We start from the raw sequence: 15,896 nt of genomic DNA, 5'->3' as shown, positions 1-15,896 counted from the left end.
CGCGAACCCCGATCCGGACCCATGAGCGCCATCTCGTGAAGAACATGGATCCGGAGCGCGGGCTGCGGAGTCCGAGCTGGTGTGGCGATCCTCCCGAACCGGCCGTTCCGTGGTTCCGACGCCGTCCGCTGCGGCGAGGTCACCTGGCAGATCCTGAAGGGCCCCCGATACCGGCACGTCGCGTACGACACCTACGTCCCGGTCACCCTCGAGGACACCCCGCGGACGACGATCATGGTCGCCGCGACGTGGGCCGGACCCACCGCCGTCGTGTCCGGCTGGTCGGCCTGCCTGTGGTGGGGGCTCGACGTCGAGCCCCGACCGGCGCCGCCGACCGAGGTCACCGTGAGCGGCCGCCGGATGCGGCCCCCACCCGGCACCGTCGTGCACCACGCACTCCTCCCGACCACCGACGTCGTGGAGGAGGACGGGTTCCGGGTGACCACGAGGCTCCGGACCGCCTACGACCTGGCACGGCTCGCTCCCTTCGAGGACGCGGTGGTCGCCGTCGACGCCCTCGGCGCGACCGGGGGCTTCGACGGTCCGGACCTCGAACGGTTCGCCCGGGAGCGGGGCCGGTCCCGGGGATCACGACGGCTGGTGCGGGTCGCGGAGGCCATGGACCGGCTCTCGGAGTCACCGCCGGAGACCCGGGCCCGGCTCCGCCTCGTGGCCGCCGGTCTGCCCCGGCCGCGGTGTCAGTACGTCGCCCGGGACCACCGGGGCCGGTTCGTGGCCCGGGTCGATCTCGGGTGGCCCGAGTACCGGGTCGCGATCGAGTACGACGGGCACGATCACACCGCCGACGACCGCCGTGGGCGCGACATCGACCGGATCGAGGCGCTGCGCCGACTCGGGTGGACGGTGATCGTGATGACGAAGACCCAGCTCGCGCGACCGGGGTGGATCGAGCGGCGCGTGCGGGAGGAACTGAACGCTCGCGGTGCCCGGCTCTGATCGAGACGGCGTCCCTGGGTCCTGTCGACCCCGATCCGGACCGATGAGCGCCACCTCGACGAGTCGCCCTACAACCCCAGCGCCACGGCCCCGGCCACCAGCGCCAGGGCGCCCAGGACGACGTAGCCGGCCGGGAACCCGCCCGCCAGCTCGGCCACGAGGACCCCACCGGCCGGCGCGAGGGCGACCGCGACGGTGGTCGGCGCGGTGAAGATCCCGTTGACCCGCCCGAACGAGGTCGTGCCCCACCGGTCCGAGACCACGGAGGCCTGCAGCAGCGTGTGCATCCCGCGGCAGGCCCCGGCGAGCACCGCGACGGCGATCACCAGGCCCACCGGACCGGGCAGCACCCCCACGAGCACCACGAGCGCCCCGCCCACGGCGACGACCAGCGCGACCCGGACGCCCGGGGCGGTGCGCCGGGACAACGGCGCGTAGAGCAGCCGCCCGCCCACCTGACCCGCGCCGATGAGGCCGAGCCCGATCGCGGCGAGCCCGAGCGGGGCGCCCCGCGCCTCGAGCAGGCCGACCAGGTTGATCGTGGCCGAGTAGAGCCCGAAGCCGGCCAGCGCCATCACCGCGGCGAGCCCGAGGAAGCGCGGCGAGCGGATCACGGCCCGGGCCACGTCGTCCGGTGTCCCGGGGCGCACGGCGGGAGCGGTCCAGGGCACGCGCAGGAACGTCGCGTGCAGCGGGACGCCGACGACGGCGACGACCAGCGCGAGGACGAGGTAGGTCTCCCGCCAGCTCAGGGAGCCGACCAGCGCGGCGGTCAGCGGCGCGAAGACGGTCGAGGCGAAGCCCGCGACCAGGGTCACCGTGGTCAACGGGCGCAGGCGGTCGGGGCCGTACCAGCCGGTGATCGCGGCGAACGCCGGCGGGTAGAAGGTCGCGGCCTGGCCGGCGCCGACGACCACCCACGCCACGTAGAACGCCACCAGGCTCGGTGCGAGCGCCACCGCGGCGAGGCCGAGGGCCCCCAGCACCGACCCCGCCGTCATGACCCCGCGGGGCCCGAAGCGGTCGAGCAGCCGCCCGACGACCACCCCCGTGATCGCCGAGACGACCGCACCGGCCGAGAAGGCCCCCACCGTGGCCGTGGACGACCAGCCGGTGTCGGCCGTGATCGGCCCGAGCAGCACGGGGAACGCGTAGTACAGCGTGCCCCAGCTGGTGATCTCGGTGACGCAGAGCGCCACGAGGCCCCGTCCGCGAGCGTCCATCGCCCGCGGACGGTGCCACATGCGGCGTCAGGTCAGGAGGCCTCGACCTTCGGCATGATGTCGTTCTTGATCCGCTTGAGGTCGTCGAGCGTCTTCGAGGTGGGCACGTCGGTGAACGGCGGCCAGATCAGCGGCATGGTCAGACCGGCCTCCTTGTACGCCTTGAGCCGGTCGGTGAGCTGGGCCTCGGTCCCGACGAGCAGGTTGGTCGGGACCCCGACGTCGGTCTGGTCGGTCTCGACGTCGGTGATGACCGTCCAGATCATCGAGCAGATCTCGAGGTCCTTCGAGCGCTTCTCCGAGCCGATCTCCTCGAACTGCTGGTCGATGGCGGTGAGCCACTTCCCGAGGCTGGTCGGCGAGTCCTGGATGCCGATGAAGCCGTCGAGGTCGTACTTCGAGATGCGCTTCGCGGCCCGCAGCGGGTCCTTGAGGCCGGACATGAAGATCGGCGGCCGCGGCGACTGGAGCGGCTTGTGGCCGAAGCCGCAGGGGTCGAAGTCGGCGAACTCGCCGTGGAACTCGAAGTGGTCGTTGCCCCACACGCCCTGGAGGATCTCGATGGTCTCGCGGACGTGCTTGTGGCGCTTCGGGAAGATGTTCGAGGCGCTCGCGGCGGCGAACTCCTCGGGCATCCAGCCGGCGCCGACGCCGACGTTGAGGCGACCGCCCGAGAGGTGGTCGATGGTCGCCAGCTCGGCGGCGAGGACGCCGGGCGAGCGGAACGGCGTGTCGATGATGCTCTGCCCGATGCGGACCTTCGAGGTCTTCGCGGCCAGCCACGGCAGCAGCGGGTAACCCTGGAACCACCGGCCCTTCGACTCGACCGGCAGCGCGTTGGGCAGGCCGTCCATCATGCCGAAGGAGTACTGCAGCTCCTGGCGGTCGGAGGCCGCGGGCACGACGATGCGGTCGAGGGTCCACACCGAGTCGAACTCGAGCTCCTCGGCGAGCGCCGTCAGGTCCTCGAGCTCCTTGATCGACACCTCGGTGCGGAAGTTCGGCAGGTAGAGGGCGAGCTTCATGTCGTGGGTCCTCCTGGAGGGTCGATCCGGGTCGGATGACGTCGGGCGCGGGGCGCGGCGACCACGACAGGGGCGCCGCTGCTCCCGCAGTGCACCACCATGGGTGACCCGCCTCACAAGATTGACAACGCTTTATCAACGGCGGCACAACGGCGCGCGGCGGGCCCGACCGGGGCCTTGTCGACCGCCGGTGACGCCCGGCACGATCGACGATCAGTCAGCGGAGGGGGTCAGGGTGGACCCGAACGTCGCCCCGCGGGTCCTCGTCGTCGACGACGACGAGGCGGTGCGGACGGTCGCGTCGTGGCAGTTGGAGTCCGACGGGTTCGCCGTCGACCAGGCCGGCGACGGCGCCGCGGCGCTGGCCGCGATCGACGGCACGCCGCCGGACCTCGTGGTGCTCGACCTGACGATGCCCGGCGTGGGCGGGCTCGACGTGCTCCGGCGGGTTCGCGCGGCCCCCGCCACCGAGTCGCTCCCGGTGATCGTCCTGTCGGGCCGCAGCGGGGAGACCGACCGCATCGTCGGGCTCGACCTCGGCGCCGACGACTACCTCGTGAAGCCGTTCTCGCCCGGTGAGCTCGCCGCACGGGTCCGGTCGGTGCTGCGGCGGTCGCGTCCGACCGCGCCCGTCGTCGCGGGGGACCTGGCGCTCGACGTCGCGGCCCGCGAGGTGCGGCTCGACGGCGAGCCCGTGGAGCTGACCGCCCGCGAGTTCGATCTGCTCGCGTTCCTCGTCGCGCACCCCCGGCAGGTGTTCTCCCGGGCGCAGCTGCTCGCGCAGGTCTGGCGCAGCGAGGGCTGGCAGGGGGAGGCCACCGTCACCGAGCACGTCCACCGGCTGCGGCAGAAGCTGCGCCCCGACCCGGTGGCCAGCCCGCGCATCCGCACCGTGCGCGGCGTCGGCTACCAGCTCGACCCGTGACCGCCGTCGACGACACCCAGGTGCTGCTCGGCCATCAGCACCGGGTCCTCGAGCTGCTCGCCGGTGGAGCCGGGCGCGGGGTGGTCCTCGAGGCCGTCACGCGCTCGCTGGAGGAGCTGATCCCGGGCAGCCGCTGCTCGATCCTGGTCCTCGACCCGGCCACCGGGACGCTGCACCACGGCGCGGCCCCCTCGCTGCCCGCGGCGTACTCGGCCGCGATCGACGGGCTCGCCATCGGGGAGGACGCCGGGTCGTGCGGCACCGCCGCGCACACCGGTGAGGCCGTGATCGCCGCGGACGTCGCCGTCGACCGACGCTGGATCCGATACCGGTCGCTCGCCCTGCCGCACGGGCTCGGGTCGTGCTGGTCGAGCCCGATCCGGCTCGGTCGGGCGGACCGGCGGGAGGTCCTCGGGACGTTCGCGGTCTACCACGAGGCGGGCCACTGCCCCGACGAGCGCGAACGCCGCCTGGTCGCGCGGTTCACCGACCTCGCGGCGCTCGCGCTCGAGCACGACCGGCTCTACGGCGAGCTCGCCCAGAGCGAGGAGCGGTTCCGTCGGGCCTTCGAGGACAACGCGGTGGGCATGGCACTCACCGACCTCGACGGGCGGTTCCTCAAGGTCAACCCCGCCCTCGCCCGGATGGTCGGGCGCGACGCCGCCGACCTGCTCGTCGAGGACCTCACCGCCGTGGTCCGCCGCGAGGACCGCGCCGGCGCCCGCCTGCTCCTGCGCTCGCTCGCCGGCCGCGGCGGCCCCCCGGTGTTCGGCGCGTCCGGTCCCGGCCCGCTCGAGGTGACCCTCCTGCGCGCCGACGGCAGCACCCTGATCGCCGCGCTCAGTGCCTCCGTCGTCGGGTCCGGCGCCGGGAGGCACCTGAGCCTGAACGTCGTGGACGTGACCGCCCGACGGGCCGCGCAGCGCGACCGGATCGCCCGCCGCGAGGCCGAGCTCGCCGCGCGGGTCGCCGAGGACGCGAGCCGGGCCAAGTCCGAGCTGCTCTCGACGCTCTCGCACGAGCTGCGCACGCCCCTGCAGGCCATCGTCGGGTTCGCCGAGCTGCTCGGGACCCTCGACCTGCCCCCCGAGCGGCGCGGCGCGGCGCTCGGGCACATCGACTCCGCCGCCCGCCACGTGCTCGACCTCGTCAACGACGTCCTCGACCTCGCCCGCCTCGAGGCGCGGGCGCTGCCGCTCTCGCCCGCCCCGGTGGACCCGGGCGCGGTGATCGCCGACGTGACCGCACTGCTCGCGCCGCTCGCCGCCCAGCGGGACGTCCGCGTCCGCGTCGATCCCGACGCCGGGTGCGGCGGGGCGTACTGCGACGGCCGGCGGCTGCGGCAGGTGCTGATCAACCTCGTGACCAACGGGATCCGCCACAACCACCTGCACGGCTGGGTGGAGGTCACCGCGCACGAGGACGACGAGGAGGTGGTGCTCGCCGTCCGCGACGGCGGGCCCGGGATCGCCCCCGCGCTCATGGACCGCCTCTTCGTGCCCTTCGACCAGCTCGGGCTCGACGCCGGGGGTTCCGGGCTCGGGCTGGCGCTGGTCCGGGGGCTAGTGGAGGCCATGTCCGGGACGGTCGGGGTGACGAGCACGCCGGGGGAGGGGACGACGGTCACGGTGCGGCTCCCGGCCGCCGTCGATGCGGTCGCGACCGGGGCGGGCGTACGTTCGGGTGGTGGCTGATCACATGCCGACCGACGACGTCGTGCGTCTGCTCGCCGCCCGCGGCGAGGAGCTGGAGGAGCTGCTCGACCGCGCGGCCCGGCGTCGGGACGCGCACCTCGAGCACGAGGGCCGCCCGGGCGTCGTGACCTACAGCCCGAAGGTCTTCGTCCCCCTCACGCGGCTGTGCCGCGACCGGTGCCACTACTGCACCTTCGCCACCGTCCCGGGCCGGGTGCCGGCGGCGTACCTGGAGCTCGACGAGGTCCTCGACATCGCCCGCGCGGGCGCCGACCAGGGCTGCGCGGAGGTGCTGTTCACCCTCGGCGACCGGCCCGAGGCCCGCTGGCGCGCGGCCGGCGACTGGCTCACCGCCCGCGGGTACACCTCGACCATCGACTACGTCCGGGCCGCCGCGCAGGCGGTCCTCGACGAGACCGGGCTGCTGCCGCACCTCAACCCCGGCGTCATGACCCCCGACGAGCTGGCCGTGCTGCGCCCGGTCGCGCCGTCGATGGGGATGATGCTCGAGTCGACGTCGACGCTGCTCATCGAGCCCGGCGGCGCGCACTTCGGCTCGCCGGACAAGGACCCGGCGGTGCGTCTGGAGGCGATCGCCGACGCCGGGCGGGCGCGGGTGCCGTTCACCACCGGCATCCTCGTCGGGATCGGGGAGTCGCTGCGCGACCGCGCGGAGTCCCTGCTCGCGCTGGCCCGGCTCGCGGAGGAGTACGGGCACCTCCAGGAGGTCATCGTCCAGAACTTCCGCGCGAAGCCGGACACCGCGATGCGCGGCGAGCCGGACGCGGAGTTCGACGAGTTCGTCGCCGCGGTGGCCGTGGCCCGCCTGCTCATGCCGCTCGGCGTCACCGTGCAGGCGCCGCCGAACCTCGCGGGCGAGCTCGGGGACGCCGACGACGCCGCCGACGACCAGGCCCTGCTGCTGCGCGCCGGGATCGACGACTGGGGCGGCGTGTCGCCGGTGACGCCCGACCACGTCAACCCCGAGCGCCCCTGGCCGGGCCTCGACGCGCTCGCCGCGGTCACCGACCGCGCCGGCTTCACGCTGCGCCCGCGACTCACCGTCTACCCGCGCTTCCAGCGCGAGGCGGGGTGGATCGACCCGGCCGTGGCACCCGTCGTCGGGAAGCTGGCGGACGCCGACGGTCTGGCCTCGCCGCAGTGAGCTCCTGGCTGCGCGCTGCGGCGGAGGACCCCGCGGGTCTTCCCGACGACGGGTACGTCGCGCTGCTCGGTGCCGACGGTGAGGAGCTCGAGGAGCTCGCCGCGCTCGCCGACTCCGTCCGGCGTCGGACGGTCGGCGACGAGCTGACCGTGGTGGTCAACCGGAACCTCGACCCGGCCCTCGTCGTGAAGCCCGAGCACCTCGACGCGCTCGTCGACGAGGCGTGGTCGTTGGGTGCCACCGAGGTGTGCCTGCAGGGGCCGCTGCCCGACGAGGCGGGCCCGGACGCGGCCGTCGAGCTGGTCGCCCGGATCACCGCCCGGGCCCCGCTGCACGTGCACGCCTTCCGGCCCGCCGAGGTCGAGGCCGCGGCGGCGCGGCGCGGCTCGTCGGTCGAGGCGTTCCTGACGGCGGCCCGCGCGGCCGGCCTGGGCTCCGTGCCCGGCACCGCCGCGCGCATCCTCGACGACGCCGTCCGCACCACGCTGACCGGCGGCAGCGACATCCCCGCCGCCCGGTGGGTCGAGCTGATCCGCACCGCGCACCGCGTGGGGCTGCGCTCGACCGCGACGATCCTCTACGGGCACGTCGAGACCGCGGCGCAGCAGGTCGCGCACCTGCGGGCGCTGGCGGCCGTCCAGGACGACACGGGCGGGTTCTCCGAGCTCATCGCGATGCCGCTGGTGGACGTCCCGCCCGGTGTCGCGGCGCGGGGTGCGACGGCGCGGGAGACGCGGGCGCTGCACGCGGTCGCGCGCCTGCTGCTGCACGGGCGGATCGACCACCTCCAGGCGGCCTGGCCCAAGCTCGACCGCGACACGGTGCTGGCCGTGCTGCGGGGCGGCGCGGACGACCTCGGCGGGGTGCTGCTCGACGGCGTCCTCGACCCGGGTGCGGGGCCGGAGGCGGGCCGCGTGCTCACCGCCGCGGACGTGCACGACATCGCCGGCGCGCTCGACCGGCCGGTGCGGCAGCGGACGACGCTCTACGGCGAGGTGGAGCCGGAGCGGGTGACGGTATGACCGTCGCGGGCACGACCGAGGTCGAGGTCGCCATCGTCGGAGCGGGCTTCGCCGGGCTCGGGCTGGCGATCCGGATGCGGAGGGAGGGGCGGCGCGACTTCGTGCTGCTCGAGCGGGCGGACGACGTCGGCGGGACCTGGCGCGACAACCGCTACCCCGGGGTGGCGTGCGACGTCCCCTCGCACCTCTACTCGTTCTCGTTCCGTCCGGCGCCGGACTGGTCGCGGGTCTACGCGCCCGGCGCGGAGATCCAGCAGTACCTCCGCACCGCGGCGGCCGACGAGGGCGTGGCGGAGCACGTGCGGTTCGGCGCCGAGATGAGCCGGGCGCGGTGGACCGGCGACCGGTGGGACATCCGCACGGGCGCCGGCACCGTGCGGGCCCGCGTGCTGGTGCTGGCGGCCGGGCGGCTGACCGAGCCCCGGCTGCCCGCGATCCCGGGGCTCGGGGACTTCGAGGGTCCGGTGGTGCACACGGCGCGCTGGGACCCGGCGACGCGAGTGGACGGGCGCCGGGTGGGCGTGGTGGGCACGGGCGCGTCCGCGGCCCAGGTGATCCCGCAGCTGGCCGACCGCGCGCGGGAGCTGGTCGTCTTCCAGCGCACCCCGACCTGGGTGGTGCAGCGCGGCGACCGGCCCTACACCGCGGAGGAGCGCGCGCACTTCAGCCGCGATCCGGGCGCAGCCCGTCGTCACCGGGAGGACATCTTCGACGAGGCGGAGCGGGGGATCGCCGCGCGGCGCCGGCTCCGGCCGGCCATCGACGAGCTCCGCGCCCGCGCCCGGGCCCACCTCGACGCCCAGGTGACCGACCCCGACCTGCGCCGACGCCTCGCGCCCGGCTACGAGATCGGGTGCAAGCGCATCGTGCTGTCCGACGAGCTCTACCCCGCCCTGGACCGGCCGCACGTGACGCTGGAGGACTCGGCGCTGGTCTCGGTGGAGTCCTCGACCGCCGTCGCGGGCTCCGGGCGCCGCCACGACCTCGACGTCCTGGTGCTCGCCACCGGCTTCCACAGCACGCGCCAGCCCTACGCCGACCGCGTGCACGGTCGGACGGGGACGCTCGCGCAGCACTGGTCGGAGGGGATGAGCGCCTACGCGTCCACCGCGGTGCACGGGTTCCCGAACATGTTCGTGCTCGACGGGCCGAACGCGAGCCTCGGGCACAACTCCGCCGTCTACATGATCGAGACGCAGATCGACTACGTGCTCGGGGCGCTGGCGCACCTGGGGGCGGCGGGCGGTCCGCTCGAGGTGTCGGCCGCGGCCGAGCACGCCTACGTCCGCGACGTCGACCGCGCGGCGCGGGACACCGTCTGGCTGCGCGGTGGCTGCCGGAGCTGGTACGTCGACGAGGCGAGCGGGCGGCTCACGCTGCTGTGGCCGGGCTCGGCGCGGTCCTTCCGGGAACGTAACGCGGAGTTCGACCCCCGCCCCTATCTCGGTACGGCCGGGGCCGCGACGGCGTGATCGTCCGGTTCGCTGGGTAGGTCCCTCCCGTACTGGGCGTCGGGGAGACGAGGCGGGCATGAGCGCGACCATCTACGGGACGGCGGAGCCGGCCCCGAAGACGAAGTTCGAACAGATCCGGGAGCAGCGCCCGTGGCTGGACCACCTGGTCCGGGCCGCGGCGCGGTACACCGAGAAGCACGGGGACCACTACGCCGCGGCGATCACGTTCTTCTCGATCCTCGCGCTCGTCCCGCTGCTCATGGTCGGGTTCGCCGCGCTGGCGTTCGTGCTGGTGAACAACCAGGCGCTGCTCGACCGGTTCTCCGTGGGCATCACCCAGGCGGCGCCGCCCGGGCTCGGTGACCTGCTCAACCAGGTGATCCGGCAGGCCATCGAGCAGCGCAACGCGGTCGGGATCATCGGTCTGCTCGGCGCGCTGTTCACCGGGCTCGGCTGGATGGGCAACCTGCGAGAGGCGCTCTCCGAGCAGTGGGACCAGCGCGGCGAGGCGCCGACGGTGGTCAAGCGCTACGCCGGCGACCTGGTGGCGATGATCGGCCTCGGGCTGGCCCTCGCGCTGTCCTTCGCGATCACCGCGATCGCCACCGGGGCCTCCTCTGCCGTGGCCGAGTTCCTCGGGCTGGCCGACCAGACGTGGGTGAAGGTCGTCCTGTTCGTCGCCGGGCTCGTGGTGACCCTGGTGGCGAACTGGCTGGTCTTCCTCTGGGTGATCGCGCGCCTGCCCCGCGAGCCCGTGACCCTGCGTTCGGCCGGCCGCGCCGCGATCCTCGCCTCGGTCGGGTTCGTGATCCTGCAGCAGGTCATGACCGTCTACATCGCCAGCGTGACCAGTTCGCCCGCCGGCGCAGCGTTCGGGCCGATCATCGGTCTGCTGGTGTTCGTCAACTTCGTCTCGCGGTTCATCCTCTTCGTCACCGCCTGGGCCGCGACGCTCAAGGAGAACGAGCGCGAGGACGTCCCGGAGCCGGCCCCCGTGATCGTCCGCCCGGCGGTGACGGTCGCCCGCGGGCCGGGCGCCCGCGCGACGGCAGGTCTGCTCGGTGCCGGCGCGGTCGTCGGGGCGGTGCTGGGGATCAACGGGGTGCGTCGCAGCCGGCGCTGACCCCTCTCCTGAACGAGCGGCACTCTCGCGCACATAGAGGCTGCGAGAGTGCCGTTCGTGCGTTCCGGGACGGTGGCGGACGGCCGCAGCGGCTACGTCCGGTGGCGGTACCGGGCGGCGAGCACGACCAGCCCGAGCAGCACCACGCCGCCGAGCGCGAGCCAGGTGCCCCAGCTCGTGTCCCCGGAGGCCGGCGAGTCGGGCGCGTCCGCCACGGCGACCCGGGACGCGTCGGACCCGCCGCGCGACCCGTCGTCGGGAGCCTGCTCGGTGAGCCGACCGACCGAGGCGTCGCGGGGGAGGGCGTAGCCGTAGTCGAGCAGCGCCAGCCCCTGCTCGACCATCGGCACCGGGCGCTGCTCGCCGTGCATCAGCACGACGACGAGCCGCCGGCCGCCCCGGTCCTGCGCGCCGATGTAGGTGTGGCGGGCGTCATCGGTGAAGCCCGTCTTGCCGCCCAGCGCGCCCGGGTAGCGGAAGATCTTGTTGTCGTTGTCCACCGCGAACGGCGGGGTCGGCCCGAAGCCGGGGAACTGGATCTGCCGGGTCCCGACGGCCTGGGCGAACGCCGGCTGCTGCATGCCGAGCCGGAAGATGCTGGCCAGGTCGTACGCGCTCGAGCTCTGGCCCGGCCCGTCGAGCCCGGACGGGGTGGCGGCGCGGGTGTCGTGGGCGCCGACGTCGGCGGCGGTGCGGTTCATGAGGTCGACCGTGGCGGGGACCGAGCCGGTCAGGCGGACGGCGAGCGCGTGGGCCGCGTCGTTGCCCGAGGCCATGAGCATGGCGTCGAAGAGCTGGCGCACCGTGTACTGCCCACCGGGCCCGATCCCGACCCGCGTGCCCTCCTGGTTCGCGTCGTCCTGCGTGCCGACCAGCACCTGGTCCATCGGCACCTGCTTCGCGACGAGCAGGCCGGTGAGCGTCTTGAGCAGCGACGCGGGACGGAGCCGCGCGTGCGGGACCTTCGCCGCGAGCACGGCGCCGGAGTCGAGGTCGGCGACGACGTAGGACTGCACCCCGACCTCGGGCGGGGCCGGGGCACCGGACGGGACGACCGTGCCGCACGTCCCCATCGCCGCGCCGCCCACGGGGGTCTCCGGCACGGGGAGGGGCGCGGGTGCCGCACCACCCGGTCGCGGTGCCTCCGACTCGTCGACCGGGGGACCGGGCTGGTTCACCTGCGGGCACGCGGCCTGCGCCGGGGCGGCACCGGCCACGGGCGCGGCGCTTGCGGCAGGGGCGGCGCCGAGCAGCACGAGCAGGGCGACCAGGAGGGCAGCCGCGAGGCGATGAGGCATCGGGAGACCAGGCTAGCCGTCGACCCGTCGTCGGGAATGCGGAAGGGCACCTCCCCGACGGAGAGGTGCCCTTCGGCGGCGGCGGGAGGGGATCAGCCCTCGTCGTCCTCCGGGGCGTGGTCGCCGTTGAGGCTGATCTCGCGGCCCGAGGTGAGGGCGGGCTTGCGGGCCTGACGGCGGGCGGCCGGGCGGGGCGCCGGGCCCTGCTGCTGGCCCCCGGAACCGAGGATGATCTCGGCGAAGGTGGAGAGCGCCTCGTCGAGCTGCCCGGCCTGGCGCAGCTCGGACTCCTCGTTGGAGCGGTTCACCAGCGCGACCACGGCCTCGTGGTCGGGGCGGTTGACCAGCGTGCCGTCGAGCTTGTCGAGCGACGCCTCGAGCGAGGACGCCAGCGAGGACACCCGGTCGCGGAGGTTGGTCTCGACGCCGTCGACGCGTGCGCCGAGGCCGCTCAGGGTCTTCTCGAGGTTCTCGGTGGTGGCGGAGAGCGTGCCCTCGACACCGTCGATGCGGGTGCCCACGACGTGCTCGACGTTCTCCACGCGCCCGACCAGCGAGTGCTCCACGCCCTCGACGCGCCCGTTCAGGCCGTCGAGGCGACCGGCCAGCTCCTCGAGCCGGCCGGTGAGCTCGCGGGCGGTGGACCCGGCCTCGGAGCGCGAGGTCTCGGCGTCGGAGCGGGCGGCGTCGCGGGTCGAGGCGAGCTCCTCCGACAGTGCCCGGGAGGTCTCGGCGAGCGCCCGGGAGGTCTCCTCGACCTGACCGCGCAGCGAGGACTCGACACCTTCGAGGCGCTCCCGCACGGGACCCGTGACGGCGGCCGGCAGGCCGTCGAGACGCATCTCGTGGCGGTCGAGGCGGTTGTCGAGGTCGTCGAGGCGCTTGTGCAGCCCGCCGATGCGGTCCTCGAGCCCGTCCATCCGGCCGGCGACGCCCTCGAAGCGCCCCGTGACGCCGTCGAGACGGCCGTCGAGCTGCGCGAACGGGGCGGCGAGCTTGTCGGCCACCCGGTCGACGACGCCCTCGACGAGCCGGGCGAGCGAGGAGATCGCCGACTCCTGCGCGTCGAGCTTCGCGACGGTCTCGTCGAGCCGCTCCGCGAGCACGCTCATCTCGGTGCGGTCGGGCACCTCGGCCAGCCGCTTCCGGATGGCGCCGAGGGCGTCGAGGGCCGCGAGCCGACCGTGGATCTCGTCGAGCGAGTCGAAGATCTGCTGCTGCTCGGAGTCCCGCACCTCCGCGGCCCGGACGAGCATGCTGCGCATCCGGTCGAAGGACATGGTCTGGTTGGTGTCGATCACAGTGGAGCCCACTCCTCGCGGGGACACGGCCAGGTCGCTCGACGCCGCGCGGTCGATCTCGACTTCGGTCATCGACCACGGAGGCTAGCCAGGCGGTGTGACCCTTTCGGACGCGACCCCTACCACCAGGAGGGGAGCGTGATCCCGTGCGCCACTCGGGTCACGGGTGACGCAGGCGTCCCAACAGCCGGTCCTCGAGTTCCCGCCACCGGGTGGCCTCGCGGGAGAACGGCGGCGAGGGGGTCAGCCGGTTCGGGTCGGGCCGCAGGACGAACGAGACCAGCCAGCCGAGCGACTCCGACGGCGCGAGCGCCTCGCGGGTGAGCTCGTCGCCCGCCCAGTCGGCGGCGTCGAGGAGCAGTTCGACGGCCAGCTCCAGCTGCGTCGGGTCGACGGCCTCGGGTCCCTCGAGGAGGTCCTCGCCGAGCCCGACCAGGACGTAGCGGTTCTCCGGGGCGACCTCGACCTCGAGATCGCCGCCGACGGCCGCCGTCAGGACGTCGGCCCAGGTGGAGACCTCCGCGAGGTCGTGGCCCTCGGCGCCCTCGCCGGCGATCCAGGTCCGCAGGGCCCGGCTGTTCGCGAACACCTCGATGCGCCCGTTCCGCCCGAGGAAGACCGGCTCGTCGTCGAGGAAGCAGCGCAGGGTGATCACCTCGCCCTCGGCGGACAGGATGGAGATCGGGTCGATGCCGATCTCCTCCCAGAAGCCGGGCTCCGGCTCCTCGGCGGCGTCGACCAGGTCGCTGTGCACCGACTCGCCGGCGGTGTCGGTGCGGAGCTCGGCGGGGGCGTCCGCGAGCGGGCCGTCGACCGCCGAGTCCTGCGGGTCGGCCACGACGGCCTCGGGGTCCGCCGGGTGGTTCTCGGCGTCCTCGGCGCTCCCGGACGAGACCGCGTCCTCGGGGTCGTCGGTGTCGGTCTCGGTGTCGGTCTCGGTGTCGTTCTCCGTCGCGGGCGGCGTCGCCGTCGCGCGCAGCTTCGCGGCGAGCTCGACGTCGACCTCGGGGATCGCCACGAGGTCGTCGAGGGCGTCGAGGACCTCGTCCCAGCGCTCGGCGACGACGTCGGCGAGCTCGGCCCAGAGTGCCGCGCCCTCCCGGCCGCCGAAGACGAGGGCTCCCTGTCCGAGCGCGGCGAAGGCCGGCGTGGAGTCGAGGATCGTGGTGACGACCTCGAGGTCGCACACGTCGGCGAGCGACCGCGTCATGGCGGTGATCTCGGCGAGGTCGTCGACCGACCAGGTGTCGGGCTCCTCGGCGACGAGCTCGGGGACCCCGACGACGTCGTAGCGCTGGATGTCCTCCGGCGTCAGCTCGTCGACCGACAGACCGCCGACCACGGGCCAGGCCGGGTGGTCGGCGAGGTCGTGGGAGACCCCGTCCGCGTCGCTGGTGCGGATCCAGGCGGCCAGGTCGGCGGCGTCGGCGAAGGCGAAGACGTGGTCGTCGTCGCCGAGGAACGCCTCCCACTCCTCGCCGTCCTCGCGCCAGCGCGGCGCCCAGAGGGTCACCAGATCCCCGCCCGTCAGGGCGAGGGTGATGGGGACGATGTCCTGGGCCACGAGCGGCCTCCGGTGTCTCCTGGCGGGGTGATCACGTGCGGCGGTCACCCTAGGGGCCACGGCGTGACCAGGCCGTTCGGGGCCGTCGGGTTCCCTGTACCGGGCCCCTCTGTCAGGGTGCGGACGGTGGACCTGCTGCGGACGCCGGACGACCGTTTCACCGATCTCGCGGGGTTCGACCTCGTGCCCCGGTACGTGGAGGTCGCTGATCCCGACGCCGGGTCGGTGCCGGTCCGCGTCGCCACCTACCGGGTCGGGCCCGAGGGCCCCGGCCCCACGGTGCTGCTCCTGCACGGCGAGCCGACCTGGTCGTACCTGTACCGCTCGGTGCTCGACACGCTGGTGGCCGCGGACATCCCGGCGGTCGCCGTCGACCTCGTGGGCTTCGGGCGGTCCGACAAGCCCGCAGCCGTCGCCGACCACACCTACGCCCGGCACGTGGCGTGGGTGCAGGAGGCGGTGTTCGAGGCGCTCGGCCTCGACGACCTCGTGCTGGTCGGCCAGGACTGGGGTGGGCTGATCGGCCTCCGGCTGGTGGCCGCGGCGCCGGAGCGGTTCCGGGCGGTCGTCGCCGCGAACACCGGGCTGCCGACGGGCGACGCGGACATGCCCGCGCCGTGGTGGGCGTTCCGCCGGGCCGTGGAGCGCGCCGAGACGCTCGACGTCGGGCGCTTCGTCGCCTCCGGCTGCGCGCGGGGACTCGACGCGGACGCCCGGGCCGCATACGACGCGCCGTTCCCCGACGACTCCTTCACCGCCGGGCCGCGCGCGATGCCGCTGCTCGTCCCCACGCGCCCGGACGACCCGGAGTCCGCCGCCAACCGGGAGGCGTGGGCGGCGCTCGGGCGGTTCACCCGGCCCTTCCTCGTCGCCTTCTCCGACGGCGACCCGATCACCGGACCGATGGCGCCCGCGCTGCAGACCCACGTCCCCGGCGCGACGGGTCCGGACCACCCCGTCCTGCGCGGGGCCGGGCACTTCCTGCAGGAGGACGCGGGCGGCGAACTCGGATCCGTCGTCGTGGAACTGGTGCGCGGCCTGGACTGAGGAGTGTTCGGAAAAGGGTCGCGGAATTGTCGGGCAGCACGAACGAATGAAGTCGGCGCCGTTCTCGTGACCTCCGATCCGAACGTGCCGTTGGTCGG

Annotated in this window: 12 protein-coding genes and 1 pseudogene; 8 read left to right on the top strand and 5 right to left on the bottom strand. The window is 74.5% G+C overall.

What is annotated here, in order from left to right; genetic code table 11:
- Positions 1–81: 81 nt before the first annotated feature.
- Positions 82–957 carry a hypothetical protein gene (locus BJ983_RS18480; protein WP_179795166.1) on the top strand — a complete coding sequence of 292 codons (876 nt, stop codon included), beginning with the start codon at positions 82–84 and terminating at the stop codon, positions 955–957.
- A gap of 68 nt (positions 958–1,025) precedes the next feature.
- On the opposite strand, the gene BJ983_RS18475 is transcribed toward BJ983_RS18480, so the two are convergent.
- Entirely contained in the window at positions 1,026–2,180 is a 1,155-nt protein-coding gene (locus BJ983_RS18475) for an MFS transporter (protein WP_218890343.1), read from the bottom strand.
- 32 nt (positions 2,181–2,212) lie between these two features.
- Positions 2,213–3,205 carry an LLM class flavin-dependent oxidoreductase gene (locus BJ983_RS18470; protein WP_179795164.1) on the bottom strand — a complete coding sequence of 331 codons (993 nt, stop codon included), beginning with the start codon at positions 3,203–3,205 and terminating at the stop codon, positions 2,213–2,215.
- Between the two features lie 235 nt (positions 3,206–3,440).
- Here BJ983_RS18470 and BJ983_RS18465 point away from each other — a divergent pair, with 235 nt between their 5' ends.
- The 6 genes and pseudogenes from BJ983_RS18465 (at position 3,441) to yhjD (ending at position 10,588) form a co-directional block, all read left to right on the top strand.
- Positions 3,441–4,130, top strand: coding sequence for a response regulator (locus BJ983_RS18465; protein ID WP_179795162.1), 690 nt, complete (start codon positions 3,441–3,443; stop codon positions 4,128–4,130).
- Complete coding sequence (locus BJ983_RS18460; RefSeq protein WP_179795160.1) at positions 4,127–5,824, top strand: ATP-binding protein; 1,698 nt, start codon at positions 4,127–4,129, stop codon at positions 5,822–5,824. The genes BJ983_RS18465 and BJ983_RS18460 overlap by 4 nt, the downstream gene beginning before the upstream one ends.
- Positions 5,825–5,828: 4 nt before the next feature.
- A pseudogene (gene cofG, locus BJ983_RS18455) lies at positions 5,829–6,962 on the top strand (7,8-didemethyl-8-hydroxy-5-deazariboflavin synthase CofG); the annotation flags it as partial.
- Positions 6,963–6,985: 23 nt separating this feature from the next.
- Complete coding sequence (locus BJ983_RS18450; RefSeq protein ID WP_343054245.1) at positions 6,986–8,011, top strand: FO synthase; 1,026 nt, start codon at positions 6,986–6,988, stop codon at positions 8,009–8,011.
- Positions 8,008–9,483: a flavin-containing monooxygenase gene (locus BJ983_RS18445; protein ID WP_179795156.1), complete on the top strand. Its 1,476-nt coding sequence runs from the start codon at positions 8,008–8,010 to the stop codon at positions 9,481–9,483. The genes BJ983_RS18450 and BJ983_RS18445 overlap by 4 nt, the downstream gene beginning before the upstream one ends.
- Positions 9,484–9,541: 58 nt before the next feature.
- Positions 9,542–10,588, top strand: a complete 1,047-nt coding sequence (yhjD, locus tag BJ983_RS18440; protein ID WP_179795155.1) for an inner membrane protein YhjD — start codon at positions 9,542–9,544, stop codon at positions 10,586–10,588.
- 92 nt (positions 10,589–10,680) lie between these two features.
- Here the strand turns inward: yhjD and BJ983_RS18435 are convergent, their stop codons facing one another.
- The 3 genes from BJ983_RS18435 to BJ983_RS18425 all read right to left on the bottom strand — a co-directional run bounded on the left by BJ983_RS18435 (position 10,681) and on the right by BJ983_RS18425 (position 14,751).
- On the bottom strand, positions 10,681–11,886 hold the full coding sequence (locus tag BJ983_RS18435; RefSeq protein WP_179795154.1) for a D-alanyl-D-alanine carboxypeptidase family protein: 1,206 nt from the start codon (positions 11,884–11,886) through the stop codon (positions 10,681–10,683).
- Positions 11,887–11,978: 92 nt separating this feature from the next.
- Positions 11,979–13,166, bottom strand: a complete 1,188-nt coding sequence (locus tag BJ983_RS18430; RefSeq protein ID WP_218891293.1) for a PA containing protein — start codon at positions 13,164–13,166, stop codon at positions 11,979–11,981.
- Between the two features lie 181 nt (positions 13,167–13,347).
- Positions 13,348–14,751 carry a primosomal protein gene (locus BJ983_RS18425; RefSeq protein ID WP_179795153.1) on the bottom strand — a complete coding sequence of 468 codons (1,404 nt, stop codon included), beginning with the start codon at positions 14,749–14,751 and terminating at the stop codon, positions 13,348–13,350.
- Positions 14,752–14,877: 126 nt separating this feature from the next.
- Here BJ983_RS18425 and BJ983_RS18420 point away from each other — a divergent pair, with 126 nt between their 5' ends.
- Positions 14,878–15,798, top strand: coding sequence for a haloalkane dehalogenase (locus tag BJ983_RS18420; protein WP_179795151.1), 921 nt, complete (start codon positions 14,878–14,880; stop codon positions 15,796–15,798).
- The last annotated feature ends 98 nt before the right edge of the window (positions 15,799–15,896 follow it).

Source organism: Actinomycetospora corticicola (assembly GCF_013409505.1).
GTDB lineage: Bacteria > Actinomycetota > Actinomycetes > Mycobacteriales > Pseudonocardiaceae > Actinomycetospora > Actinomycetospora corticicola.
This window is presented reverse-complemented; position numbering and strand designations above follow the sequence as displayed.